This window comes from Ekhidna sp. (assembly GCF_963691765.1).
GTDB lineage: Bacteria > Bacteroidota > Bacteroidia > Cytophagales > Cyclobacteriaceae > Ekhidna.
The window spans coordinates 3,153,957-3,180,273 of sequence record NZ_OY829375.1; the positions used below are offsets into that span (position 1 = coordinate 3,153,957).

The window sequence follows — 26,317 nt, forward strand, 5'->3', positions numbered from 1 at the left end:
ATATTGAAATTTTTGATTGCTTGTGTTTCCAACACAAAAGTAATTTGAATAGTTTATTCTCTATTGATAAAATGATGCTTTGTTGTTGCCTTGACAATTAGTTCTTTTGAAGTAACACTCTGTAACGAAGTTCCTCAATAGTCTCAAGTTCCTTAATAAGCTCATCTGTGGGCTCTATGGTGAATTTTCGGCTCAACATTTCAAGGTTTATAGCCCTGTTCTCATAGACTCCGACAAGTGACATTTTTAATAATGATTTTCCCGGAAACTTTTCAGCAATGCGTTCAACCTCGTCTACAACTACTGCATTGACGTCTTCAAGTCTCATTTTTAGTTCTAAACCTCTCGTCATTTTCTCTCTTATTTCACTCAGATGTTCAATGTTCTGAATCTTGAACTCCAGTTCTTCACTATTCCATCGGTTTTGAACGTTTCCTGTCAAATACAGAAACCAGCCCTTTTCAAGCATAGGCTTAAATTTTAAGTAATCCTGAGAAAAGAGATAGAAGGTGTGGTTATCGTTGAAGTCTTCAAGCGTAAACTGACCGAAAGGATTGCCTTTTTTGGAAGTTCGATGCTGCACATCACTTACAATTCCACCAATTCGAATTTCTCTACCCTGCATTTTTTCCGGTTCGGAAAGCTGATGAATGCCTGAATTCGTCAGGTGATCCATTTCAAATTTGAATTCATTTAAAGGGTGACCAGAAATATAGAGACCTACCATTTCCTTCTCAATGTTCAACTTCTCAATGTCTCCATATGGTTCAATGCGACCAACTTTGGGTTTTGTGATATCTGAACCAGATGCTCCGCCAAAAAGTGATGACTGATTGCTAGCTTCTTCTTCCTGCATCCTGTTTGCATATCGGATCGATTTTTCAATCAAGGAAGAACCCTCATCATCCGGCTCTACATATTGTCGACGATGGAATTCATCAAAACAATCAAATCCACCTGCTTTAGCAAGACTTTCGAATGATTTCTTGTTTACTGTTCTTAGGTTTACGCGTTTGGCAAAGTCGAAAATATCTTTAAAATGGCCATTCGCATCGCGCTCTTCTATAATTGCTTGTACTGCTGATTCTCCTGTTCCCTTGATAGCACCCATACCAAATCGAATTTCGCCATCAACGTTTACAGCAAAGTCTTTTGCAGATTCATTTACATGGGGACCCAACACTTTAATTCCACGGTTTTTACACTCCTCCATAAAGAAGCTTACCTTATCAATGTTACTTTGATTGTGCGTAAGCACAGAGGCCATATACTCAGCTGGGTAGTTGGCTTTTAAGTAACCAGTATGGTAAGCAACTACGGAATAACAAGTACTGTGTGACTTGTTGAATGCATATGCAGCAAAAGCCTCCCAGTCTGTCCATATTTTATCTAGCTTATCTTCCGGGTGTCCTTTCTCTTTAGCCTGCTCGATGAATTTTGGCTTCATTTCATCAAGTACGTCACGCTTCTTCTTACCCATCGCCTTTCGTAATACGTCTGCTTCACCTTTGGTGAACCCAGCTAAGGATTGAGAAAGAAGCATTACTTGCTCTTGATAGACGGTAATTCCGTACGTCTCGGCAAGGTATTCCTCCATCGCAGGGACATCGTAGCTGATCTGTTCTTTACCATGCTTCCTAGCGATAAAGTTAGGAATGTACTCCATCGGACCCGGCCGGTAGAGTGCATTCATGGCAATCAAATCTTCAAACTTATCGGGCTTTAAGGCACGCAAATGCTTTTGCATCCCAGGAGACTCAAATTGGAAGGTTCCATTTGTTTCACCCCTCTGATATAGTTCGTAGGTCTTTTGATCATCCAGTGGGATATTGTCAATATCGATTTTTATCCCATGTCTTTTCTCGACGTTTTCGACCGCCGTTTTGATGATTGAAAGTGTCCTTAGGCCCAAGAAGTCCATTTTTAGCATCCCGGCAGATTCGACAACGCTGTTGTCGAATTGGGTTACCATCATGTCTGAATCCTTCTGCTTGGCAAGAGGAACAAATTTGCTCATATCATCAGGAGTGATGATTACTCCACACGCATGGACTCCAGTGTTTCTCAAAGAACCTTCAAGAACGACTGCCTGATTGAGCACTTGCGATGGTAGGTCTTTTCCTTTCTTAAGGTCTTCAAGTTCTTTTACCTCATCAAAAACCTTCGAGAACTTTGTTCCAGGTTGTTCAGGTACCAATTTGGCAATCGCATCGGTTTCAGGTAGAGGCAATTCCATTACACGCCCCGCATCCCTAATTGCGGATTTGGGAGCCATCGTACCATAAGTGATTATTTGTGCGACTTGATCTTTGCCGTACTTATCAATCACATAGTTGATCACTTTTTCACGTCCTTCATTATCGAAATCAATATCAATATCGGGGAGTGATACACGATCTGGGTTAAGGAAACGCTCAAATAGAAGATCATAGGCGATTGGATCTACATTAGTTATTCCAATACAATAGGCTACTGCCGAACCTGCTGCAGATCCACGGCCTGGACCTACCGATACACCCATTTCACGAGCTTTGGCGGTAAAGTCTTGTACAATCAAAAAGTAGCCAGGATATCCAGTGTTGGCAATGGTGTCTAGCTCAAAATCTATTCGCTCGCGAATGTCATCAGTGATTTCGTCGTATCGAGATTCAGCACCTTGGTAGGTGAGATGTCTTAAGTAAGCATTTTCACCACGTTTGCCTCCATCTTTTTCATCTTCTGCGTCTACAAATTCTTCTGGGATGTCAAAAGCTGGAAGAAGTACATCTCTTTCCAGGCTGTACTCTTCAATTTTGTCAATTAGCTCAGAAATGTTTTCTATCGCATCCGGGATATCTCCGAATGATTCTTTCATTTCCTGCTGCGTCTTGAAATAGTAATTGTCGTTTGGCAAGCCAGGTCTAAATCCGCGACCTCTTCCTATTGGAGTGCTTTGCTTTTCGTTTTCTTTGATGCATATCAGTACATCGTGCGCTTTGGCCTCCTCTTTATCTAGATAGAAAAACTCATTCGCAGCTACTAGCTTGATATTATGCTTTTTGGCAAAATCAACAAGTATCTCATTGAGCCTGTTTTCCTCTTCTAATCCGTGACGATTGATCTCGAAATAGAAGTCATCTCCAAAAAGATTCTTCCAATAAAGTACAGCCTCTTCAGCTTGCGTCTCTCCAACATTCAAAATGAGGTGAGGGATTTCACCTCCGAGACTACCACTCAAAGCAATAATATCTTCTTTATATTCTTCGATGAGTGCCTTATCTATTCTCGGGAAAAGTCCGTAGTTTCCTTCCTTGTATGCAATTGAAGTGAGCTTGATTAGATTTTCATATCCCTTTTTAGATTTTGCAAGTAATAACTGCTTGAATCGCTTATCAGGGTTGTCTTTGGTAAACTGAAGCTTCAATCTTTCTTCAGCCACATAAAACTCGCAACCAATGATAGGCTTTATTCCGGCACCTTTGGCAGCTTTCACAAATTTGAATGCGCCAAACATGTTGCCTAAATCTGTCATTGCAACAGCCGGCATATCATATTCTTTTGCTTTAGCTACAATAGCTCCGACATCTGGAGTTGCTTGAAGTACTGAAAACTGAGAATGACCGTGTAAGTGCACATAGGCCCCTTTGATGTCTTCAGCCTTAACTTCTTCATTTCCAATCTTCCCACTTGAGGCCTCTCTTTTTATAGCAAAATTTGCAGCATCAAGGTCTGGAGCCTCATAGGTGATATCATCGGGTTTGGTATCGTCGATTGTAGGGATAATCGAGCGCTTCAGGCATTCAAAAAATGCCTTAGCCGTTGCGTCCACATCGTATGCTGCATCGTGTGCATCCGCAAATGGCTCTCCAAAAAGTTTCTCATAAAGCTCTATGAGTTTGGGAGACTTTAACCTTCCTCCAATTCCTCCTTGTAGTTGGCAATACTCTTTGGTATCTAGTGCGGTGTCTATGTTTTTGGCGTCCGCAAGTAGGTTTTGTTTTTCAGTCCGAAGGTATTCAGCACCAATAATTTTATTGTCAAACTCAATATTGTGCCCTACTAAAACCTCAGCTTTTTTGACGTCCTCAGAAAATATATCCAGTACTTCTGAGAGATCTTCTCCTACCTCTAATGCGCGCTTAGTGGAAATACCATGTATTTTCTCAGCGTTGAATGGGATGGTAAAACCTTCGGGTTTAATGATGTGATTACCAGTGGAGAGTAATTTACCAGAGTGATCATGCAGCTGCCATGCGATCTGAACTAATCTGGGCCAATTATCTAGTTCCTCAACAGGTGCCGATTTATTGTGAGGAAGGCCAGTAGTTTCAGTATCAAAAATCAGGTACATAGGGGCGGCTTAAATTCTGAAATAATTTATCAAAATAACACAAAGCCACGCGATGAAGTGCCAAAAAATGAGTTAATAATCTGCACTGTGGATAACTTGTTGATATCCGCGATGATCATAAAAAAAGCTCACCCAAAAATTGGATGAGCTTAGTAGTAGAGTAGGTGAAATCATTCGTCTTTTAAGGAACTCGCAGGATTGACTCTTGCTGCGTTCCATGACTGGAAGCTCATGGTGACCCATGCAATCACCAGAGCGACTATTCCAGCCAATAAAAAAACCAAAAAGTTTATGTTCGTTCTATTTTCAAAATCTGCGAGCCATCCTTTCATGAAATAGTAGGAGATAGGGGCAGCAATAATGAAAGCTATGCCTACAAGCTTCAAGAATTCTTTTGAGAGTAAAGTAATGATGCTCATGATTGAAGCACCCAATACTTTGCGTACTCCAATTTCTTTTCTTCGTTGCTCTGCTGTAAAGGCTGCAAGTCCATATAAACCTAAACATGCGATGAAAATTGCAAGGAAAGCAAATACGCCAAAGATGTTTCCAAGCTTTTGCTCACTTTCATACATTTCATTGAATCTCTCGTCCAAGAAGCTATATTCGAATGGCTGTCCTGGTGCAAACTCAACCCATTTTTCTTTCAAAAAGTCTATGGTAGCAGGAATGTTTTCAGTCTTGATTTTCAAAGAAAGAAATCCTCTACTTGTGCTCAATTGAAATACCAACGGTTGGATCGTATTTCTAAGATTTTGGAAATGGAAGTCTTTCACAACTCCAATCACATTATACGTTTCGACAATAGGATTCTCTTGACTGCCTCCATAAGAGGATAGCTTCATGTTTAATGGTTCACTCCAGCCTAATCTGATTGCGGCTGCTTCATTAATGATTATTGCACTACTATCGCTAGGGAAGTCACGAGAAAAATCTCGGCCTTCCTTAATTTCAATATCGAGTGTACTTAGGTAATCGTGATCAATTCTAAATTCACTAAATACGTAGCTTTCATCTTTCGTTGGATTAGCTCCCGGAAACCACAAATTATTGTTGTTATTGCTAGGTACAGGTAGAAATCCAGACAAGGTCCCCGAAAGAATATTGGTGTTTTGAATAACTTCATTCTTATAGGATTCTGACTTATCTCCCATCATCCATGGGTTGTGTACCAATAGCACATGGTCTTTTGAAAAACCTAACTTCTTGTTTTGTATATATGACAATTGCTGATACACAATTGCAGTCCCAATGATCATAATGATACTTACGCAGAACTGTAACACTACCAAAGTGCTTCTCAATCCTCCACCTTTAAGACCTAGATTTAACTTGCCTTTTAAAACCTCTACAGGTCGGAACTTAGATAGGAAAAATGCCGGGTAGCTTCCAGCTAAAAATCCAACAACTATTAGGACTCCTATCATTATTAGTATGAAGGTGAATGACAACAGGTTGTTGAACTCCATAGACTTGTCAGCCAAAGTGTTGAATTGGTCCAGAAGTAAAAATGACAGTCCATAAGCTATCAGAATTGAGATCAAAGTGATCAGGAAAGCTTCCGTTAAAAACTGCTTTCTCAACTGGCTTTTGTAAGCACCCATTACTTTTCTCACGCCAACTTCTTTTGCCCTTCCTGCCGAACGGGCGGTAGATAGGTTCATGAAATTGATACAAGCAAGTATCAAGATGAAAAGTGCAATTGCTGTGAATATCAATACATATTTGTAGTCTCCATTTGCGCCAATATCTCCGAGCTTATCTGAGTAAAGATGAATGTCATTTAATGGAAATAGAAAGAATCCTGCGCTGTTTCCAGCTTCATAGAACTCTTCCATGGAAGCTCCCATAAATTGCTGGATTTCAGGACCAATGTACTTCTGAATAAGATCTGGAAATTTGGCTTCAAGCACAGCTGGATCAAATCCCTCTTGCAACTTTAAATAGGTGTTGAAGTTGAAACTCATCCAAAATTTTTGTTTTGATTCTTCAGTGCTTTCCATACTTAGAAGTATGTCAAAACTAAAGTGTGAGTTTGAAGGAATATCCTGATAAACACCGGTGATCTCCCAATCTTCGTCATTATCTAAAACTACAATTTGACCCAGTGGATCATCATCCCCAAAGATTTTTTTGGCTGTTGTTTCATTGATAACGAGTGTGTTTGGTCTCTCAAGACATGTGTTTGGATCCCCACTGATTAAATTGAAATCCCAGAAGGTGAAGAAGTTCGCATCAGCGAAGATTATATTCTCTTCGTTATAAGCATTGTCTTCTTCTTTTCTTCTTACTGTCCAGTTTCCGGTGCCTCTTAGCCTAGTAGCTTCCTCAACTTCTGGAAACTCTTGAGGCATGGTTGGCCCTGCCGGAGCACTTGCTAAAGCTGTAATGAACTCTGATCCATTGATGTTTCCGCTAAAATCCATCCGGTAGATGCGTTCTGAATCTGAATGGAAGGAGTCATAGCTAAGTTCATCGACCACATAGAGGGAGATCATCAAGAAACAGGTTAAACCTATTGACAATCCCAGAATGTTGATTAGCGAATAAAACTTATGTTTAAACAGGTTGCGTAAGGCAACATTAAAGTAGTTCTTAAGCATGATTTTGAGTTTTTGTCCTTTGAGTTGGTAGTCCTAGTCCGTATGTTATTGAAGAGTGATCTTATCCACTCTGTCCCATGGAACGTATACCCGATCACCATTAGTCTTTATTAAGATTCCCAGGTTTTTCTTAGTAACATCCTGTCCATCTTCTAAATTTAGCTTGCTTCCGTCCTGTAAGATTACGTTAGCTGAGTACGAACCTCTTGGAGTAATCTCTTTGATATTGCTGAAAGGAATAATGAATTTCACATCATCATCTTCTCCATTCAACAATTCGAACGTGTACTCCTCGTCAAGGTCATAAATGATGTCACCTGTATGCGTATCACCATTGTCAACTTCAACAGTACCTTTCATCTTTTTCGGCGAGCCGAAAGAGTCGTAAGATGGACCGCTGCCTGGCGCATCTTTGAAGGTAACTTTGTCGAATTCATCCCAGTCAATATCGACACGGCCTAGTCCTTTAACCGTTACGATAATTCCCTTATTGTCGTCATCAACATCGTTAGTTCCTCTTAAATCCAATGTGCGCCCTGATTTAAGCTCAACAAGGCTGCTGCTATAACCATCTTTTTCGATGGATTTAATTTTATCAAACGCGATTTCGTAATCATCTCCATCTTCTTCGCCGTCCAAAATGTCCGTACCTACACGCTCGTCGTGATCCCACTGAACATAGCCTGTAAATTCACCTAGATCACATACAACAGTGCCATAAAGTGGTTCTCCGAATTTCTGATCAAGGTTCGATGGGGTAGGTAGGAAATCGATTCTCTCCAAGTTGCCCCAAGAAAGTCTCACCTTACCTAATTCTTTATCCAGAATAGTGATTTTAGCTCCTACATCATTGTATCCGCTACCATCTACTCTGATATAATCTCCATTCTTTAATTCTACCTCTACACGATCGTTAGATCTGATTTCTAAGGATTTTAAATTGCCAAATTGTGTGGAAAATTCGTGTACGAATCGACCTTCATTGTTGTCATCCCATGTAATATTTACAAATCTGGATACAATGTTATTTCGGTTTTCGTCGTATCTGTCTTCAAGCTCATCCAGCTCTCTGTTAGATAGATAGTCCAAATTTTTATTTTCTTTTTTAGAAGCATTAAACATGTCTGTCCAATACACTTCCTCTTTTCCCCATCGAAGTGGTCCTTCGTAGGTGTCACCATCTTCTGTAGTCACTTTTCCATAGATAAAACCGTCATCCTGCGCTTGTACGCATAGAAAAAGCATGGTACCGAAGACTGTTCCGGTAAGTTTAAGGTAATTCATTAGTCGTGTCATAAGTTGTTGAGTTTAGGTTTCCTTTAGTGGTTTGATGCATCCTAAAGACAAAAGGTTGCACCAAAGGTTTACAATAATTGTATTGTATGGTACTTGTTAATGCATAGTACAACGTGCAAATTTTATTCAAGGTTGCACGAATATTAGCTTTTAGCTAGCCTTATGATGGAAATGAAAAAAAGTGAAAGAGACTAATAATCAGTTAGTCTCTTTCACATACAAATGAAAATATTCGTTTAGAGGGCAAGCAGAAGCCACCTCTTTTGCTTTAGTAATTGAATCTGCTTCTATCAAAACTATGCCTGCTATCAACTCTTTTGCTTCAATAAAAGGTCCATCTGTTGTCAAAGAGTTTTTTTTAGGTACTAAAACTCCTTCATCTAACGATAGACGTCTGGCGGTAATGTGTTTTTCTGCTAATTGAGCGGCCCATTTACCATACTCTTGAATACAATGTTGTTCCTCAGATTGAGAAAGACCACGTTTATTGTCTGCAGCAATTAAGATTAAGAATTCTTTCATATGCGTTAGACGAATAAAACTAGAGTGAATGGACTATTTAATAACTCCAATATTTAGTTTTTCTACCGATGGTTCGAAATTACCATCCCGATCATAGGCACCCCAAGGACTATTCATGATGAAATAGAACTCACCATTTAACCAGACTCCCTGCGTTGGTTCTCCTAACTGACCTCCCTGGGCAATAACTTGTTTGCCGGTAATGCTTTTTCCATCTTCGGCCAATGTATATCTAACTACACGATTTGGATTTGTACCGTTATGAAGGCCTAAAAGCGTGTTATCGTAATAGTAGAGGCCATCTATTCCTTTAATAAGGATATCCTCAGCTTTGATTTCTAGTTTTTCTAGTGCTTTGGTAGAAAGATCAAGTCGGTAAATGCCGTCAATATAGTCGCTGAGATACATCACATTTCTTTTTTCATCTAAGCTTAAACCTTGAAGGTTAAACACTTTTTCCGACAGGTCGAGGTAAGTTTCAAGCTTGCCTTTTTCCTCAGATATCCTATACAAGATATTAGCAGTACCATCTGAGATGTAGATGTTGCCTTTCTTATCCGAAATAAGGTCTCCAAAATTGTGTCCTCCGGGAAGTGCATAGGTCTCTAGAAGCTTTCCATTTTTGATGTCATACTTCAGTACGCTGGCAAAACCTTCCTCACTTTGGTCATAGGCTTCATAGTAAGTCATTGATGAAGTACAAACCCATAAGGTCTTTTCGTCAGATGAGACCTCTAGCCCCATTACAGACCATGAGTTTTTTACAGATTCTGCCCATAGTTGTGGCTCTTTACCGTCCTCTATTTTCCAAATGTTACCATCTCTTACACCCCCAATGAAAAAGGCTTTTTGCTTATTCGAATAGGTAATTGATTCTGGGTGTGATTCATAAACGGAATACTCCATTGATTTTGAAAGCCCTAGTGTAGCAGTAAGCTCTTTTTGACGTTCTTGAATACTCACAAAGGCGGGCAATTCTTTGATAGAATTAAAGTCTTTGTCTTGGGTGAAATCTCGCGTAGCATCCATTAGGATGTACTTATTTAAAACCTCTAGCGCCATTGTTGGTTGATCTGTCAGCGCATATCCTGCGGCAATATTGTATACAACTGCTGGATAATTTGGTCTCATCGCATCGATTGCGAGCATCTTGTTAGTAAAAAGCTCATAATTCTCCTCTTCGTAAGCTTTTACCCCTTCTTGATAAAGTTCTCTCAATCCTTGTGCTGAGATACTTAATGTGCAAATAGTGAGTAAAAAATATAGTGTTCTTCGCATGATCTTGTCTATTATATTACCCACAACAGACCAACTTTAATTTACCACTAGCCAATTGTAAAAATGATTAAAACTCAATATTAAATTCGAGGCTTTCTCCGTTTCGATCGATAATAACTTTGGTTTTATCACCCTTCTCAAAGGAAGACAACGCTCGCATGTAGCTCATCATATCCGAAACTGTACTATCTCCCAATTGAATAACAACATCACCTTTTTGAATGCCAGCTTTAATCGCAGGCTTGTCTTCGCTAACGCCGTCAATTCGCATGCCGCTGCCATCAAACATATAGTCTGGAACAACGCCAAGTGTTACTGAGAATATTACATTGCTGGAAGAATCCTTCGTCTTAGTAAATGCTATTTTCTCATCATCATCCATAAGGGTAATCATGTCTTCGATCATAGTTGCTATATATAGAATTCCTTCAAAATTTAGTTTTTCTGTATCGTCGCCTGGCTTATGATAATCTTCGTGCTGTCCTGAAAAGAAATGAAGTACTGGAATATCTTGAAGGTAAAATGAAGTTTGGTCAGATGGCCCAATACCAGACTCGCTTTTGATGAGCTTAATGCTGTCCCCATTCACTTCATCTAAGAGCCAATTCCAAATAGGAGAGGTGCCTGTCCCATTCACTGCAAGACCTTTTTCTCTTTCAAGTCTCCCAACCATGTCCATATTGATCATAAAGTTGACCTTAGTCAGATCAATGGTCGGGTTCTTCGCGTAATAGCTTGAACCCCAGAGCCCTTTTTCTTCACCTGTTATCCCAAAGAATACAATATCTCTTTGGAGATTTTTCTTAGAAAGTACTCTAGCTAAATGCAACATCGCAGCTACCCCGCTTGCATTGTCATCTGCACCGTTGTGGATTGCTCTTTCCCCACGATACAAAGACCCAAAGTCACCCATCCCCAAGTGATCATAATGTGCGCCTATTACGACTAGTTCATCTCCAGGATTGTCAATCATTCCAATGACATTGTACCCTGTAATTCCATTTTGACCGCTTTCCGAAGAAGGCTGTGCATGAGGATTATCAGGGTCATTTACAAAGAATGATTGGTAAAATCCTTCTGTACCCGCAGGCTTGAGGTTTGCTTTATTAAATTCACCAACAATGTAATCAGCTGCCATTTTTTCTCCTTCAGTCCCCACTTCTCTTCCTGCCAATGAATCACTGGCTAGAATGCGTATGTCTTCTCTTATTTGACTGATTGGATCATAAGGTGCTTCCTGTTGGCAATTGAATAAAACAGCACTTAAAAGGATGATTACTAGGTACTTCTTCATAGCTATTTCTGATTAGATTAGTAGTAATAAAGATACCAACCCATGAAGAATTTTTTGTTTTTATTCATTTTATTGATCGTTTTTGGCTGCACACAAACTTCAAAATCAACATCTGAGGTTGAAACAGAAGTTGTGGATTCTCTACGTTACGCTGACGAAGTGCACTTAAAAAATGTACGTCAGTTATCATGGGGCGGTAATAATGCGGAAGCATATTGGAGCTTTAATGGTTCAAAATTGGTATTTCAGTCAGACTACGCTGAATGGGGTGTGGAATGTGATCAGATTTTCACCTTAGATGTAAACAACGTTGAAAAAGGTGTTAGACCACCAATGGTTAGTACTGGATTGGGAAGAACAACCTGTTCATATTTCCTGCCTGGAGATTCTTTGATCGTCTATGGGTCAACACACTTAGCGGATAGCCTTTGTCCTCCAACTCCATCTAGAAGCTCTGGTAAATATGTGTGGCCAATCTATGAAGGCTATGACATCTTTGTTGCAAACTTAGATGGAGAGATAGTTAATCAGTTGACCAATGAAGAAGGATACGATGCTGAAGCCACAGTGTCCCCCAATGGCGATCGAATCATTTTTACTTCAACAAGATCCGGTGATTTAGAACTTTACACGATGAATCTTGATGGCTCTGATGTGGTGCAATTAACGCATGAACTTGGCTATGATGGTGGGGCTTTCTTCTCACCTGATGGAAGCAAAATCGTATGGCGTGCCTCACGTCCGCAGACGGAGGAGGAAATCGCAGAATACAAAGATTTATTAAGCCAGGGATTGGTGCAGCCGACCAAAATGGAGCTTTACGTTGCAAATGCCGATGGATCTGATGCAAGAAAAATCTCTGAACTTGGGAATGCCAACTGGGCGCCATTCTTTACACCTGATGGAAATAAGATTTTATTTTCTTCTAACCACGCATCGCAGAGAGGTTTCCCTTTCAACCTATTCTTAATCAATCTGGACGGGACAGGATTAGAGCAAGTGACCTTTGATGATACTTTTGATTCGTTTCCAATGTTTAGCCCTGACGGTAAGTACTTGGTTTGGGCATCGAATAGAAACAACGGTGGAAATAGAGATACAAACCTCTTTGTTGCTGAGTGGGTGGAATAAAAAAATCCCAACCTTGATGGTCGGGATTTCAATTTCATATTTCCTTTTGATTACTCTTCAAGGGTTACAGTACGTTCAACTGAATTGAATGGTCCTGGAACAGCATTTCCATCCGCATCGATAAGCTCAAGTTTGATGGTTACTGTACCCATCTCAAGTCCCTCGATGTAGTGTGGAGCCCATTCGTCTATCATAAACTCTGTGCCATTGATAGTAGCTCTTACTTTATTTCCATCTGCTGAAAGCGTAGTGTTTAGCAAATAAAAGTCAAGCATTACTTTCTTCGTATCGTCCCCCTTGTATGAGCCTTTTGGACGGCTATAAAATAGATGTGGAGCAGTCAAATCTGCGTCGTTTGCTTCTACATCACCTAGTGTTAAGTTTTCTACATAAAAAGCACCTTCGCTTTTTACGCTTTCATGATAAGACCTTGAAAGGAAAGCAAGAACAACATAATTTCCTTCATCTAGCATATCGTTAACTCCTGGCATGTAATGAGCTGCATATGGTCCATTGTTAACAATGTAGTGTATGTGCTGACCTTTACCAGAGTTTGCAATTCCTCTTGTTGCTGCATCTTCCGTTTGTGCCCCGAGCTCATAATTTTGAACGTCAAAGTTGTAGTCCACAACAAATCCACTGTCCGTTGCAGTGGTTGTCACACCAAGTTTGGATAGTTGCGCATCAGGATATTCCGGTGATGCTGGTGCTTTGGTCAAAGTGATGGTAGGCGCAGATTCTTCAACTGCTGCTTCTTCTGCACTTTCTCCTGATTGCTGGTTGGATGTACATCCGATGATCATGGAACTAGCGAATAGGAGCGCTAAGAGTTTAGTTACGTTGGTTTTCATGATTTATTGATTATCGTAAGGTTTAAAGTTAAAGGTTCTAGTCTTTCAAGAAGTTTCTCAATACATAATTGAGGATGCCTCCATGTTTATAGTATTCTACATCTACGCCTGAATCCAGTCGAACAAGTGCCTTAAAGTTGACTTCTGATCCATCTTTCTTGGTAGCTTTTACATCCACCAGTTTTCCTGGAGTCAAATCCGATGAAATACCAGTGATGTCATATTTCTCTTCACCGTTCAATCCCAAGGTGTCTTGTGTTTCTCCTGCTTGAAATTGTAATGGCATTACACCCATTCCTACAAGGTTTGATCTATGGATACGTTCGTAGCTCTCCGTAATTACTGCCTTGACACCTAAAAGCTGGGTGCCTTTTGCAGCCCAATCTCTTGAAGATCCCGATCCGTATTCTTTTCCTCCGATCACCACCAATGGTGTGCCTTCTTCTTGGTACTTCATGGAAGCATCGAAAATTGGCATTTCTTCACCTGTTGGAATGTATCGGGTCCAGCCACCTTCTCTAGATGCGAGCTTATTTTTGATCCGAACGTTTGCAAACGTTCCTCGCATCATTACCTCGTGGTTACCTCTTCTGGAACCGTATGAGTTGAAATCTCTTTTTTCTACCCCATGATTCACCAGATATTGTCCGGCTGGATGTTCTGGTAAGAATTTGCCGGCCGGTGAAATATGATCTGTAGTGACCATATCACCCAACTGGAGCAATACGCTCGCCCCGTGGATGTCTTCAGGATTAGGTACGGTCTCTGAGATGTTTTTGAAGAATGGAGCTTCCTGAATGTAAGTAGAATTTGAATCCCAATCGTAGGTCTTTCCGGTTGGTGCTTTCAGGTTTCTCCACGCATCGTCTCCATCAAAGATGGTCTCGTAGTTGCTTTTATAATCTTCGGGTTTTACTACCTGCGTCATCACTTCCATGATCTCGGCAGAAGAAGGCCAAATGTCCTTCAAGTAAACAGGATTTCCATTTTGATCGTCACCCAACGAATCGTTGTTCATGTCGAAATCCATTGTGCCGGCTAGCGCATATGCCACAACCAGCATCGGAGATGCAAGGAAGTTCATCTTAATGTTTGGATGGATTCGAGCTTCAAAGTTTCGATTCCCGGACAGGGCAGAACAAACTACCATGTTGTTTTCAATGACTGCCTTTTGAACTTCAGGAATCATATCTCCTGAATTTCCAATACACGTCGTACATCCATATCCCACGGTGTGAAATTTCAATGCGTCTAGTTCTTTGCTCAAATCAGATTTATCCAGGTATTCTGTCACTACTCTCGATCCCGGAGCGAGTGAGCTTTTTACCCAAGGTTTAATTTGTAGGCCTCGTTCGTTGGCTTTCTTAGCCACGAGCCCAGCTCCAATCATTACGCTAGGGTTAGAAGTATTCGTACATGAAGTGATCGCTGCAACTACGACAGAAGCTTCATCAAGCGTGAAATCGCCGTAGTCTTTAGTAGATACTTTAATGCTTTGACGCTTAGAGTCAAAATCAGTTAGCAACTTATCGATTTGAGGCTTTGCTTCTCTCAATAAGATCTTGTCTTGTGGTCTTTTTGGTCCTGAAATCGTCGGTTCCACCGTTCCTAAGTCCAGCTCGATCACGTCAGTATATTCGATTTCTGCGGAATCGTCTCTCCAAAGAAGGTTGGCTTTTGCGTAAGCTTCTACCATGTCGATGTGATCTTCTGGTCTGCTCGTTTTTCGCATGTAATCCAATGTTTGCGAATCGATTGGCCAATGCGTATCTGTGCAACCAAACTCAGGGGACATGTTTGAAATGGTCGCTCTGTCTGTAACAGCGAGGTTCGCTAATCCGGGTCCGAATACTTCAACGATCTTTCCGACCACACCATAGTCTCTTAACAGTCGAGTGATGGTCAATACCAAGTCGGTAGCAGTTGTTCCTTCAACCATTTTGCCGGTAATCTTCAGTCCGATCACCTGTGGTAAGATCATATAAATCGGTTGACCCAACATGGCTGCTTCCGCCTCGATGCCGCCAACACCCCAACCAAGTACACCGATACCATTTACCATAGGCGTATGAGAGTCGGTGCCTACCAAGGTGTCCGGGAACAAATATCCATCTCGTTGAATCACACCTTTAGCTAAATATTCCAGATTTACCTGATGGCAAATGCCCATGCCTGGAGGAACGACACTGAAATTGCTGAACGCTTGCTGTCCCCATTTCAACAGTTTGTATCGTTCTTCATTTCGTTCGTATTCCAGATCTACGTTCTTTTGGTATGCCTCAGGTGTACCAAAGTGATCCACTACTACGGAGTGATCGATTACCATGTCTGCAGGAACCACAGGATTGGTTTTGCTAGTGTCTTTCCCCTTTCTGCCCACCTCAGCACGGATGGAGGCAATGTCAACAACCGCAGGGACACCTGTAAAATCTTGCATCAGTACCCTGGCAGGGCTGTATGGGATGTCTTTCTCACCGGCAGTATTTTTCCAGTTGAGGATGGTTTCCAAATGCTCCTCTGTGACAGCAAATGCATCGTAATTTCTGATGGCATTTTCGAGAAGAATTCTAATAGCATATGGAAGCTTTTTTACTTCCGGTTTACTTTCAGCGAGGTCTTTCAAGCTGAAGTATTTGTGAGTTCCGAGTTGTGAGGAAAGTTCTTTTTCGATTCCAAAAAAATCCTGAGGCATAGAATGGTATTTTAATGTTTGCGATTAAATGACTGATTGTCCTTAAAAATAAAACATTAAAGCCTCACTAAAGTTCGTTTGTCACAACTTAGAACGATGACGCTCAGATGAGTGGCTACCTTCTGGATTTGCGTTTTTTGCTAAAGGAGCGGTTTCTGTCTTCTTTTTTTCCAAACGTATGACCGAGTAGTTTCGCCACTAGATCGCCACGCCCTTTGTTCAGCAGCTTGTCCTTGATTCGATGTTGGTATTCCTTCTTATGCCAGAAGAAGAACATGTGCTGGTTTTGCTTCTGCTTCTCCGTCTTCGCAACATATGTCGGCTTTAGGGTGTATGGGTGATAACCCGAATAGTAGATCACGGTAGCCACGGTCATCGGTGTAGGCGTGAAGTCCTGCACTTGCTCAAGCTTGAAGCCCATGTCTTTAGTCTCCGCTGCCAGATTGGCCATGTCCTGCTCTTCACAGCCTGGGTGACTGGAAATGAAATAGGGGATGAGCTGCTGCTTCAATCCCAGCTTTTGGTTGATTTGGTCAAACTTCTTCTTGAATTGATGAAAGTGCTTGAAGGATGGTTTCCGCATTATTTTGAGTGTGTCATCGGAGGTATGCTCCGGGGCCACTTTCAATCTACCAGAAACATGTCTTGACACCACCTGCTCCATGTACGTGTCGATGCTGTCGTTGGCGTTTTTGTTGTAGTCTTTTACAAGTAAATCGTAACGAATGCCACTACCTACAAATGCCTTCTTCACCTGTGGATGTTTATCAACTTTTTTGTAAAGCTCCGTCATCGGTGTGTGATCTGTGTCCAGGTTGGAGCAAACTACCGGGTGAATGCATGAAGGACTCACGCATCGGTCACAGATACTTTGCACCTTGCCTTTAAGCTTGTACATATTCGCACTTGGGCCACCAAGGTCGGAGATGTACCCTTTGAAGTCTTCCATCTGTGTCACCTTGTCCACTTCTTTCATGATGGACTCTTCACTTCGGCTCGCAATGAACTTGCCCTGATGTGCCGAGATGGTACAGAAGCTACATCCACCAAAGCAGCCGCGATGCATGTTGATGGAGAACTTAATCATCTCATAAGCCGGGATGTTTCCGCGCTTCGCATACTTCGGATGTGGCAGTCGCGTATACGGAAGGTCAAAGGACTGATCCATTTCCTGTTCCGTCATTGTGTAGTATGGTGGGTTGATGATAATCTGGTAATCACTTGCTGCCTGAATGATGCGGTCGGCTTGTAGTCGGTTGGATTCTTGCTCTACGTGCTTGAAATTTTTCGCATAAGCCTTTTTGTCGCGCAGGCACTTCTCGTGAGAGCTGAGGTAGATGGTTTCACAGCCATCATAGGCTGGTGCATCAGATTTTCTTGGAATGAGGTAGCTGGTCTGGGCGATGTTTTGAATCTGATCCATTGGCACTCCCTTTTTGAGCAGTCGGATAAGCTCGCGCAATGGTTGCTCGCCCATGCCATATACCAATAAGTCTGCTTCACTATCCAGTAGGATGGAAGGCTTGAGTTCATCGGACCAGTAATCGTAGTGGGTCACTCTTCGGAGGCTGGCTTCTACGCCGCCGATAACTACAGGTACATCGGGATAAAGTTCTTTTAAGATCTTGGAATAAACGACTGTCGCATAGTCCGGGCGGAAGTTGGGTTCGCCTCCCGGGGTGTAGGCGTCATTGGAGCGCTTACGTTTGTTGGCAGTGTAATGGTTGACCATTGAGTCCATGCAGCCGGAGGTCACACCGAAAAACAATCTAGGCTTTCCAAATTTTTTGAAGTCACGCAAGTCATCGCGCCAGTTAGGTTGCGGTATGATTCCCACTTTGAGCCCTTCGCTCTCAATGATTCGGCCGATTACGGCGGTGCCGAAAGCCGGATGATCCACATAGGCATCTCCTGAAACGATCACTACATCGAGCTGATCCCACCCTCGCATCTCCACCTCCTTTTTGGTGATGGGCAGCCAATCTGTCACACGCCTAGTTATTGCCATGGGGCAAAGATACGGGAGAAAAGCGGGATGGAGTGTTTAAGGTGAGTGATAGGTTTCTTTCGAATAGCGTTAGTTTTGAGAAAATCATTACCATGAAAAAGATAATACTCTTGTTAAGTCTAATTTTTGTTGTTTTTAGTACGGAAGCACAGTCCTTAGTCGATGAATGGCGCGGCGAATCAGCTCGTATTTACGAGGATGTTGATTTAGAGCAAGTAGCTTACTTTGAAGGAGGAGATAGGGGATTTAAAAAATTCGTGGAGGAAAATTTGAAATACCCCAAACAAGTGATCAGGATGAATATTTCAGGTGATGTTTACGTTGAGACTATTATTGAAAAAGATGGATCAGTAAGTGTTATCTCAGTTCGAAAAGGAATTGGTGGAGGTGCGGATAAAGAATCTGTTAGACTTATTGAATCTATGCCAAAATGGGATCCTGCTACCAAAGATGGGGTGCCGGTTAGACAGAGGAAGTTACTTAAGGTTGTATTTGAAAAGAAGTTATAAGTTCTTTAAGAAAGTAGTTGGTAGTAGCTCCTAGGCCATGGAAAAGTCAATATCGCAAGCAAAAGCTTGTGTCTTCACAAACCATTCTAAATTCATGAGGATATAAAACATCTGGATGTTCGTGAAGACATGAACCTAGGCTACAGAGTCAAAGCTGAAGTAAAAAATGATCCTAAGATCCACATGAAGAATTTGCCAACTCAATTAGTTCAGGAATGTCATCATAGGTTATTTTTCTATCCTTTGCATCTATTTCTAAAGCAGAGCAGTCAGGATGTATTTTCTGTAACTGCCTGATGATGGTTCCATGCTCATCTACTGATTTGCCCAATACAGAAAAGCCTGATCTTTTAATTTTTACAATCTTCCCATTCTTTTGAACATAATAATCGTAGGTCATGTAATCAGCCTTATCGGTTACGAACGTGTACCCGCTATCGTTTACCCAATGTGATATAAGCAATGAGCTTTCTCCTTTCAGCACTCTTGTTATAAGTTTGGTATACGTCCTGTTACCGCTTTTAAATGTTAATTTCTCGTATAAAACGTCGCCCAATTTTATAGAGTCAATTTTTAACAATTTCTCACTCTTTTTTTCTCTACCCAACCTGTATTTGATTTTACTGGAATGATGAAGGGTATCTTTCTTAAAAAGCAGAATTTCACAGTCTATCTGTTTCCCTGAATTCAAGTATATGACAGCTTGCTGATAGTTATTTGAAGCTAAATTTCCTGCTGTTCCTGATTGTCCAAAGAGGTTTAATGTTGACAGGCTGAATAAGCTTGCAAATAGGCATGTTGTTATTCTTGGTGACATGTGTTTTTTTAATTTTTGCCGTTGTTTAATAAGTGTGTCGATGGTTGAATTCCCCTCATATACACCGCATGGCGAAGCTAGCTGATCTGTGCTATAAGCACAAAAGATACGAACCTAGGCAAGGCCCTTTCGATGCATTTATGATTTTAATATTTTGAATTCCATGTAAGTTCCTTCTTTAGGATCTGACAATTGCAAAATATAAAGTCCGGTACTATTACCTGGCGCATTGATTCTATTCTCACCGGCTGATAGGGTGCCTTCCGACATTGTTTTACCATCGATACCAATGATTCTGTATTCCAGTTTTTTATTACTGGAGTTATTTATGATAAGGCTGTTTTTAAAAGGATTCGGGTATATGGATACTTGATCTGCTAGTTCACCAGCCTCATCAATGGACAGCACCATGGGTATTGCATCTTCAATCGAAGATTGGCGCGTAACGATCGGCACATAACCATATTCTAATCCAGCCGGAGGCTCAACGATCAAATTATTATCAAACGAGACTAATTCTCCTTCACTAAGCGGGTGCATGTATTCTTTATCCATCGTCCAGTTTTGATGCATTTGCACTACCAAATCTTGGATTTCATTGCGCTCTTGTTCTGTCCAATCAAATTGTCGGAATACGGGCTGGTCAATAAACTTATACCAGTAGTAGGTGACTATCGATCCATCAACAAGCTCTTTAGTATGAGGACCTGAGGCCGGATTGGCCCATGCGCCGACTAATTCTGCTTCGTAAATAAAATCACTTTCTCCAGGCGTCTCAAAAGAAGCATTTAGCAATGCGCTGTTGGCTGGTATTTCGGATTCAGATATGGCAGTTCTGGTTTCACCATCGACTCTAAAATATTGCGGAAACTTAGCCATGTCGTCATTTCCTGGGTCCTCCCAAACCAAACCAAAAGACTGATCGCTGAAGATCGTAGGTTGAACCATTTCATTTATCCCGTTGATTCCTTGCCCATCTTGGCTATAGTTTACCGGGGATGTTGACATTTCCGGGAAGTAAACACCATTGGTTTCAAAGGTGCCGGATGGAATATCTGAGGTTCCATTCTTCCAGCTTAAAACATCATTATATAACGCATCCTGAGAAAAGTAAGCAAGGTCTCTCACCAGTGTGGTTTCGTTGTTTGCGTTAACTGGGAATTGTATTTGTGGGATTTTGGTATAAGTGGTGCCATTGATTTCTTCCGAAAAGAATGGCACCAAACTCATTTCCATGGTGCCGCCAAGGCCTCCTGTGTTTATCTGTTTTGAATCCAATCCTCTTCCTTCGCCAAAATCCTGTCCGATGGACACTTTGGTCCAGACATCCGGTACAAAGAGCGCAAGAGGCCCTTTGAAATTTTCAGCATTTAGAAACAAGGTCCAATTGTTATTGCCGATGATGTTTGGACTGGTCTTGGCGTTAGTTAAAGGCAGTGATAAATAGCTATATCCTAAAAATTCTCCGTTTGGCTCTCCATCGAAAGGCAAACCATCCGGTGGGATGATCAGTCGATTGCTTAGCTGAGCAATGCCTAACACATCGTCAGCGAGTGGGGTAGTACTGCCGAAAAATCGCCATCCCGGTGAAGCAACCTGTTCTGTGTAGCAATTAGGTGTGCTATTCATGCTGTATTTGGGAGGTCCATATTGAAATTGGTTGGCTGCCCAATACCCTAAGCCACCTTCTATGGTCTGAAATACATCGGCATAAGTAGGCCCTCTTTCGGGCCAGTTGTCTCTGGCGAAGGTGCCAATTGGGCACAGGGGTTCAGTGGTGTTGTCACTGTTGTCGGGTGTCAGCCAAGTACCGGGAAGGCCTATCTGGAAACCATAAACAGGTTCAGGTGTTAAGGACCATACGGCAGAATAAAATCCAAGGCCTGCATTGTATTCAGGAGGAGGTGTATCCGAATAGCTGGCAAGAAAACCATGCAATCCAGGGTATTGCATCTCCAGGTTTTGTGCAGCTAAGGTTGTAGCACTAAGGCACAAAATGACAGATAAAAGGTGAGTTCTAGTCATTGGTAGATGATTTGATGTTTATCGAATCACATACAAGCTGCCTACCGTATTCAATCATCTACTATCACACATATACGATTAGGTTTAGTCTTGCAAGTGCTTCATTAGCCCAAACTCACTTATTATTCGAATGGTTGCGTGAGTGCTGGAGGTTAATTCAACAACCTCTTGGGTATGCTAATTCAATTGAGAATTCACTATCCTCTTTAATCAAATTCTTTATCATTAGTTGATATCGAGGTAAAGAATTCATTTCTACCTTTTTAATATCACTTCCGCAAGGCATGTCAGATGGTATTTCACTTCGAATTATGAAACTGTTTCCTTGACGTTTTTCAATTACGTAATTACCTCTTTTTATTAACTGTTCTACCCCATCTGGATATGTCTTCACTGAAATGGTTGGTAGTGAAACAATTTGATCTAAAAAAGTAGATACATAACCATTAATTGAATTGAGGCCATTACCTACCTTAATCCAAGCAACACTATTTAAGAATTCATCTGGAAATCTGATAAACCCATCAGTCGATCCTATTACATTAAGATGAACACCGTATCCCCAATCTCCGACATTGCGAATTTCTTTTAATACGGATCCGTCAACAGTTCTGAATTGAAGTATGAAATTGCCAAAAGCAGGATCATAATATGTAATCAGGTCACCTACTTTTTTTGATGCATTGCTGGGAGCATTGAAGATAGAGCCAAGGATCCAGATATCAGATTTTATTTCCTTATTGTAGTTTTTATTATACCAAGTTTCTGCTTCATTTGGTAAATAGAGTTCGAGATCAAGAATGTTATCAATCCTCTGAGCTTGACAATTGAATCCAATAACCCATATTACAAAAATGATATTTCTCATGGCTTGAGCATCTGAGTCAACTTCTGGATAGCCTGCGAATCGCAAAGTATATAAGTCAACCGTCTACTTTATTCGTTTAAATCTAGCGAATCTAATGCCATGGTTTGTGTCTTCACAAACCAATTTTCACTTTGTGAGGATTTGGAAGAATGAGCACAAGCTACAAGCTTGCGCTAGCAGGGGTATTAGTGATAACGACTGTTAGATTCCTGTTCTACATTGAATTTGATGATTCCTTCAATCATTTCTTTCTTCATAAGAAATGCGCTGTGAACTAAACTATCATGTTCTTTATCGTAGGTTATTCTAGAAAAAATGGCATTTCTTTCGCTGAAATCCCGATAAACTGCAAATTGGAATGCAGAATCAGTTGGCGTGACAGTTACCAAGAAATTCTCAATGTTAGAGGTGTCAACTTTGGCATTTTTGATCTCTTTTATTGAAATTGGATAGTCTGTCAGTTGTTCAGTCGTAATTCGAAGTTGAGTTGGTTTGTTCAAGTAAAATTTTGCTGCCTCGTGTGTGATTGCCTCTTCAATTCGAATGATTTGTACCTTTCGTTTCAGTCCAAATCGTTTTGCAGCATCCCCAGGAATGTAGTAGTAAGTTCTTATTGGTAGTTCAACCTCAATTTCTTGATTTATTAACTCTTTTTCCTGTTCAAGCGGTTCGCAAGCTGAGAAAGTTAGAATAAAGAATAGGATTAGGCAGTTGGATTTCTGCATGTTCTGAATGGAAATTAACATCTGAGTAGAAGACATTTCGATAATTACCCATCAAATATATCCTTTCCAACCATTATTCTAACCCAAGCCATGGTTTGAGCCTTCACAAACTAAGTTGCGCTTAATGAGGATCCGAAGCTTGAGCATAAGCTATAAGCTTGCGCTAGCAGGGGTTTAAATTAACTCACCATTAATCTCCGCCGAAAGGAGAATCGCCTCCAAAATCGATTGGGTCAAGTGTTGGAAATTCAAAAGATGGCAGATCTAGATTTGAGAATTCAAAGTCGAAGGATTCAGCATTTATGGAATTCAGATAAAGAGAAAATTCTGAATCAAAAAAGCCTTCGTTTTTCCAGATTTTCAGCTCCTTAGAGATCCTCTTAATATTATAAGCCAAGAGAATGTTGGGTCCAAGATCTTCTACTATCTGCCTTATTTTTTGAGGCTCATGTTCCTTGTAATAAGCGTAGTAGTTTTCAAGTTCCGCCACTAGATGTTTTATTCTTCGTTCAAGTTCCTTGCCTTCTTTTGTTAGAATTCTTTTCAAATAGTAGAATGGGAAGGTTGTTCTACAAACTTTTTCTTTTCTTAAAGAACTTAAGATGTAAGAATTCTTGAATCTGAAATACTTGAAATTTAATTCCCCGTAAACATCTCTGACTAATCTGATAGGTGTAAGTATCGAATCTTTATCGATCGGTTCTGGATAGTATTGATAATGATCTTTCGCTGCTGATAATATCAATTCATGATAATTTCTAAGTTGCTGTTTACCATTTATAGCTTCTATCTCTATAAACTGATATTGAGCACCATCAACTTTACATTCGCTTAGTTTCAACAATCCATAGAATAGCAATTCACTCAGTGCACTTATTATGAGATCGCGTCCAGAGAGTTTGTATGGATTAAGTATCAATCTTGATTCGGTCGGAAAGAGATCTGCTATTTGCATTGTTCGGAGAACATCTGTATAACAACACTGTATTGCTTGTTACCCTTCAAATATATCCTTTCCACTATTATTCTAACCTATGCCAAGGTTTGTGTCTTCATAAACCAATTTTCACTTTATGAGGATATGGTTGAATAAGCACAAGCTACAAACTTGCGCTAGCAGGAGGTAACTACTTTTTATTTTCCTTCAATGGATGTTTATATCCTGGATACTTTTTTTCCATTTCACTCATCACTTCAACCTCCTTGTATCCAACTTCAGGATCAGTCATGTTAATTTTTCCGAAAAACATCTCGTCTTCATGCCAGTAGGATAAGCACCATTGATTCGATTCGTCAAAAATCACTACATCATCAGCAAAGAAAAGTGATTCACAATTTTTTATGACCATTTTCCAAGTCATCATTAAAGGTCCATTTCCATAATTAAGTAGAACATAAACCCATTTTGAAAATGCAATCCCTCTGTTGAAAAGCCATTTTTTTGTTTTCTGTTCGTCTTCACCTGTAGCTATTTTTTCAACATATTTAAAGTTCTTTTTGTCAAATGGCTCCCACATCGGACCAGTATGAAATTTTGAAGCTTCAAAATATTTGTAGAGGAAATCAGATGCTTCTTTATCTAAAAATTTAATTTGATCTTTAAACTCATCAGATAATGAATCGAAATCTTCTGGCGAGCCAAGACAAGTCCAAACATTTGGTCTTTCTATCTCGTGTTCTCTTATGTTACTGAAATCGATCATCTAATTGTAGTTAACGTCTAACTATCATCCGTAAGCTAGATTTTTCAAAAATCTGTAAATAAAAGTATCTCATACCGCCCTATGCCATGGTTTGTGTCTTCACAAACCAATTTTCTTTTCGTTAGCATTCAGAGGAATAAGCACAAGCTACAAAATTGCGCTAGCAGGGGCTCAGTTAAATCCCGCTTAGCCGCTGTTTAAATTCTTCACTTAACTGGTCGAATTGCTTCTTCTTAATGTTAAGTTTGACCAAACGGTTACAGTATTTTTCCATTCCAGGGTACTGAACAGCTATTTCAGTCTTATCTAATGATTTCAAGCCTGCGTTACTATTGACCTTATCTACCTCGTTTATAAATAAAAAGCTTACCAAATCATCTGAGTTTCTAAAACACTTTGTAAATCCTACATCACCGCATGTGACAGCTAAGCAGATCTTCTCAGAGTTTTTGTTCTCTTGCTGTTCCTGTCCAGCTGCTTTGAGATAAGTAAATATGATTAATGTGAATGCGATCCATTTCATAAAAACGATATTGAGCCTAACGCTTGGCTAGCAGGAGTGCGCCCCGAACTTGACAAGTTCAGATAAAACTAACGAATCTGCTGGTGCTTCCAAAGTATCAGAATGTACTGCGCACTAAAAGAGAAAAATCCTGCGAGATGTGCCAAGTAGAAAGCACCGACCTGTCTCAGCGGCAGATTCATGGTGAAGTTCGCACTGAAATCTGTAAAGTGGTAGTTGGCGCATTCGTGCTAACGGTTGTTAGTAGCCTGTATCATATGTTCTACGCCAAGGTTTGTGTCTCACTAATCAACTTGCGTATTGAGGATTCGGAGGAATGAACACAAGCTACAAGCTTGCGCTAGCCGGGATGAGCTGCAGATGAGTTGAAAGCATCTGTTATTTATCATTTATTGACTAAATGCATCAATTGGGCTATACTCATCGATTTTGAATCCATCCTCTTGGAATTCAATTTTATAATAGTGGAATTTATCTTGATTGTTGAGCTTCCCGTCTTTGTTAATATCTTCTAAAGTCCTGAAATACAATTTGTTATCATTCTTTAGTGTTCGATGGTCATAGAATTCATGCAGCTCCTTTGATATTTTTTTGAAATTCTTTCCGTCAATGTCGCTCAGATAAAGTGACTCTAAGTCTCTTCTGTTAATTCGACCATCTCCGTTCGTGTCTCTGTCATATAGAGTGTACATCAAATATTGCTGTTCAGTGTGGTTGTAAATCCCCCTCAGAAACAATACTCTGTTAATTGTCATCTTGTGATTAGTCAATGGAGTCCTATTTCCGGTTTCATCCTCAAAAACAAGGTTGATGAATTGGCCAGACAGATTGTCTTTGTTGAAATAACTGGAGCTTATATTCGAGCTACTATATGAACCAGAACCAAACTTGCTATAGCCACCGCGTTCCTGAAGGTTAACAAGTCTAACAGCATATATCAGAACTTCAGTGCTATCGAATCGAACCGGAAGTTCAGATACTAGAATTTTAGTTGTGTCTTCAACAATATTGAGAATTGTAGCAACAGTATCAATCTGATTTTCATAGTCGATCTTTGGAGTTTGCTGTGAACAAGAGAAAGTTAAAATTCCAAAAAATGCTAGTACGCAGAATCTGTTCATATGGAATGCCGGGTTGTATAT

General features: G+C 40.5%; 19 protein-coding genes. 2 read left to right on the forward strand and 17 right to left on the reverse strand.

The window, feature by feature from the left end; translation table 11 throughout:
* Positions 1 to 97: 97 nt before the first annotated feature.
* From dnaE to ACY650_RS14265, 6 genes are all read right to left on the reverse strand, one after another.
* Positions 98 to 4,330, reverse strand: a complete 4,233-nt coding sequence (dnaE, locus tag ACY650_RS14240) for a DNA polymerase III subunit alpha (protein ID WP_462248307.1) — start codon at positions 4,328 to 4,330, stop codon at positions 98 to 100.
* Between the two features lie 170 nt (positions 4,331 to 4,500).
* On the reverse strand, positions 4,501 to 6,933 hold the full coding sequence (locus ACY650_RS14245; RefSeq protein WP_462248308.1) for an ABC transporter permease: 2,433 nt from the start codon (positions 6,931 to 6,933) through the stop codon (positions 4,501 to 4,503).
* A 45-nt stretch (positions 6,934 to 6,978) separates the two neighbouring features.
* Entirely contained in the window at positions 6,979 to 8,229 is a 1,251-nt protein-coding gene (locus ACY650_RS14250) for a hypothetical protein (RefSeq protein ID WP_462248309.1), read from the reverse strand.
* A 198-nt stretch (positions 8,230 to 8,427) separates the two neighbouring features.
* Positions 8,428 to 8,751 carry a YciI family protein gene (locus tag ACY650_RS14255; RefSeq protein WP_462248310.1) on the reverse strand — a complete coding sequence of 108 codons (324 nt, stop codon included), beginning with the start codon at positions 8,749 to 8,751 and terminating at the stop codon, positions 8,428 to 8,430.
* A 33-nt stretch (positions 8,752 to 8,784) separates the two neighbouring features.
* On the reverse strand, positions 8,785 to 10,029 hold the full coding sequence (locus tag ACY650_RS14260) for an NHL repeat-containing protein (RefSeq protein ID WP_462248311.1): 1,245 nt from the start codon (positions 10,027 to 10,029) through the stop codon (positions 8,785 to 8,787).
* A 67-nt stretch (positions 10,030 to 10,096) separates the two neighbouring features.
* The gene (locus ACY650_RS14265) at positions 10,097 to 11,323 is read right to left on the reverse strand and encodes a M20/M25/M40 family metallo-hydrolase (RefSeq protein WP_462248312.1); all 1,227 of its coding nucleotides are present in this window, start codon (positions 11,321 to 11,323) and stop codon (positions 10,097 to 10,099) included.
* Between the two features lie 42 nt (positions 11,324 to 11,365).
* Between ACY650_RS14265 and ACY650_RS14270 the strand changes: the two genes are divergently transcribed.
* On the forward strand, positions 11,366 to 12,454 hold the full coding sequence (locus tag ACY650_RS14270; protein ID WP_462248313.1) for a TolB family protein: 1,089 nt from the start codon (positions 11,366 to 11,368) through the stop codon (positions 12,452 to 12,454).
* A 50-nt stretch (positions 12,455 to 12,504) separates the two neighbouring features.
* On the opposite strand, the gene ACY650_RS14275 is transcribed toward ACY650_RS14270, so the two are convergent.
* From ACY650_RS14275 to ACY650_RS14285, 3 genes are all read right to left on the reverse strand, one after another.
* The gene (locus tag ACY650_RS14275; RefSeq protein WP_462248314.1) at positions 12,505 to 13,305 is read right to left on the reverse strand and encodes a phosphopeptide-binding protein; all 801 of its coding nucleotides are present in this window, start codon (positions 13,303 to 13,305) and stop codon (positions 12,505 to 12,507) included.
* A 37-nt stretch (positions 13,306 to 13,342) separates the two neighbouring features.
* Positions 13,343 to 15,997 carry an aconitate hydratase AcnA gene (gene acnA, locus ACY650_RS14280; RefSeq protein WP_462248315.1) on the reverse strand — a complete coding sequence of 885 codons (2,655 nt, stop codon included), beginning with the start codon at positions 15,995 to 15,997 and terminating at the stop codon, positions 13,343 to 13,345.
* A gap of 115 nt (positions 15,998 to 16,112) precedes the next feature.
* A complete protein-coding gene (locus ACY650_RS14285; RefSeq protein ID WP_462248316.1) occupies positions 16,113 to 18,005 on the reverse strand; it encodes a YgiQ family radical SAM protein in 1,893 nt (630 codons plus the stop codon).
* Between the two features lie 92 nt (positions 18,006 to 18,097).
* On the opposite strand from ACY650_RS14285, the gene ACY650_RS14290 reads away from it, so the two are divergent.
* Positions 18,098 to 18,514, forward strand: a complete 417-nt coding sequence (locus ACY650_RS14290) for an energy transducer TonB (protein WP_462248317.1) — start codon at positions 18,098 to 18,100, stop codon at positions 18,512 to 18,514.
* A 172-nt stretch (positions 18,515 to 18,686) separates the two neighbouring features.
* Here ACY650_RS14290 and ACY650_RS14295 read toward each other — a convergent pair whose 3' ends face one another.
* From ACY650_RS14295 to ACY650_RS14330, 8 genes are all read right to left on the reverse strand, one after another.
* Positions 18,687 to 19,331 (reverse strand): hypothetical protein, encoded by a 645-nt coding sequence (locus ACY650_RS14295; protein WP_462248318.1) that lies wholly within the window; start codon positions 19,329 to 19,331, stop codon positions 18,687 to 18,689.
* A gap of 138 nt (positions 19,332 to 19,469) precedes the next feature.
* On the reverse strand, positions 19,470 to 21,356 hold the full coding sequence (locus ACY650_RS14300; RefSeq protein ID WP_462248319.1) for a T9SS type A sorting domain-containing protein: 1,887 nt from the start codon (positions 21,354 to 21,356) through the stop codon (positions 19,470 to 19,472).
* A gap of 157 nt (positions 21,357 to 21,513) precedes the next feature.
* Positions 21,514 to 22,269: a hypothetical protein gene (locus tag ACY650_RS14305; RefSeq protein ID WP_462248320.1), complete on the reverse strand. Its 756-nt coding sequence runs from the start codon at positions 22,267 to 22,269 to the stop codon at positions 21,514 to 21,516.
* A gap of 140 nt (positions 22,270 to 22,409) precedes the next feature.
* Complete coding sequence (locus tag ACY650_RS14310; RefSeq protein WP_462248321.1) at positions 22,410 to 22,949, reverse strand: hypothetical protein; 540 nt, start codon at positions 22,947 to 22,949, stop codon at positions 22,410 to 22,412.
* Positions 22,950 to 23,139: 190 nt separating this feature from the next.
* Positions 23,140 to 23,904, reverse strand: a complete 765-nt coding sequence (locus ACY650_RS14315) for a hypothetical protein (protein ID WP_462248322.1) — start codon at positions 23,902 to 23,904, stop codon at positions 23,140 to 23,142.
* A 172-nt stretch (positions 23,905 to 24,076) separates the two neighbouring features.
* Entirely contained in the window at positions 24,077 to 24,652 is a 576-nt protein-coding gene (locus ACY650_RS14320) for a hypothetical protein (protein WP_462248323.1), read from the reverse strand.
* 175 nt (positions 24,653 to 24,827) lie between these two features.
* The gene (locus ACY650_RS14325) at positions 24,828 to 25,175 is read right to left on the reverse strand and encodes a hypothetical protein (protein WP_462248324.1); all 348 of its coding nucleotides are present in this window, start codon (positions 25,173 to 25,175) and stop codon (positions 24,828 to 24,830) included.
* A gap of 389 nt (positions 25,176 to 25,564) precedes the next feature.
* The gene (locus ACY650_RS14330) at positions 25,565 to 26,296 is read right to left on the reverse strand and encodes a hypothetical protein (protein ID WP_462248325.1); all 732 of its coding nucleotides are present in this window, start codon (positions 26,294 to 26,296) and stop codon (positions 25,565 to 25,567) included.
* Positions 26,297 to 26,317: the final 21 nt, after the last annotated feature.

Bases quoted from the DNA above. Each gene is read 5' to 3' on its own strand.
- ACY650_RS14275 (WP_462248314.1), bottom strand. From the start codon at position 13,305: ATGAAAACCAACGTAACTAAACTCTTAGCGCTCCTATTCGCTAGTTCC.
- ACY650_RS14270 (WP_462248313.1), top strand. From the start codon at position 11,366: ATGAAGAATTTTTTGTTTTTATTCATTTTATTGATCGTTTTTGGCTGC.
- ACY650_RS14325 (WP_462248324.1), bottom strand. From the start codon at position 25,175: ATGAAATGGATCGCATTCACATTAATCATATTTACTTATCTCAAAGCA.
- ACY650_RS14320 (WP_462248323.1), bottom strand. From the start codon at position 24,652: ATGATCGATTTCAGTAACATAAGAGAACACGAGATAGAAAGACCAAAT.
- ACY650_RS14290 (WP_462248317.1), top strand. From the start codon at position 18,098: ATGAAAAAGATAATACTCTTGTTAAGTCTAATTTTTGTTGTTTTTAGT.
- ACY650_RS14310 (WP_462248321.1), bottom strand. From the start codon at position 22,949: ATGCAGAAATCCAACTGCCTAATCCTATTCTTTATTCTAACTTTCTCA.
- ACY650_RS14300 (WP_462248319.1), bottom strand. From the start codon at position 21,356: ATGACTAGAACTCACCTTTTATCTGTCATTTTGTGCCTTAGTGCTACA.
- acnA (WP_462248315.1), bottom strand. From the start codon at position 15,997: ATGCCTCAGGATTTTTTTGGAATCGAAAAAGAACTTTCCTCACAACTC.
- dnaE (WP_462248307.1), bottom strand. From the start codon at position 4,330: ATGTACCTGATTTTTGATACTGAAACTACTGGCCTTCCTCACAATAAA.
- ACY650_RS14255 (WP_462248310.1), bottom strand. From the start codon at position 8,751: ATGAAAGAATTCTTAATCTTAATTGCTGCAGACAATAAACGTGGTCTT.
- ACY650_RS14315 (WP_462248322.1), bottom strand. From the start codon at position 23,904: ATGCAAATAGCAGATCTCTTTCCGACCGAATCAAGATTGATACTTAAT.
- ACY650_RS14250 (WP_462248309.1), bottom strand. From the start codon at position 8,229: ATGACACGACTAATGAATTACCTTAAACTTACCGGAACAGTCTTCGGT.
- ACY650_RS14330 (WP_462248325.1), bottom strand. From the start codon at position 26,296: ATGAACAGATTCTGCGTACTAGCATTTTTTGGAATTTTAACTTTCTCT.
- ACY650_RS14245 (WP_462248308.1), bottom strand. From the start codon at position 6,933: ATGCTTAAGAACTACTTTAATGTTGCCTTACGCAACCTGTTTAAACAT.
- ACY650_RS14265 (WP_462248312.1), bottom strand. From the start codon at position 11,323: ATGAAGAAGTACCTAGTAATCATCCTTTTAAGTGCTGTTTTATTCAAT.
- ACY650_RS14285 (WP_462248316.1), bottom strand. From the start codon at position 18,005: ATGGCAATAACTAGGCGTGTGACAGATTGGCTGCCCATCACCAAAAAG.
- ACY650_RS14295 (WP_462248318.1), bottom strand. From the start codon at position 19,331: ATGTCACCAAGAATAACAACATGCCTATTTGCAAGCTTATTCAGCCTG.
- ACY650_RS14260 (WP_462248311.1), bottom strand. From the start codon at position 10,029: ATGCGAAGAACACTATATTTTTTACTCACTATTTGCACATTAAGTATC.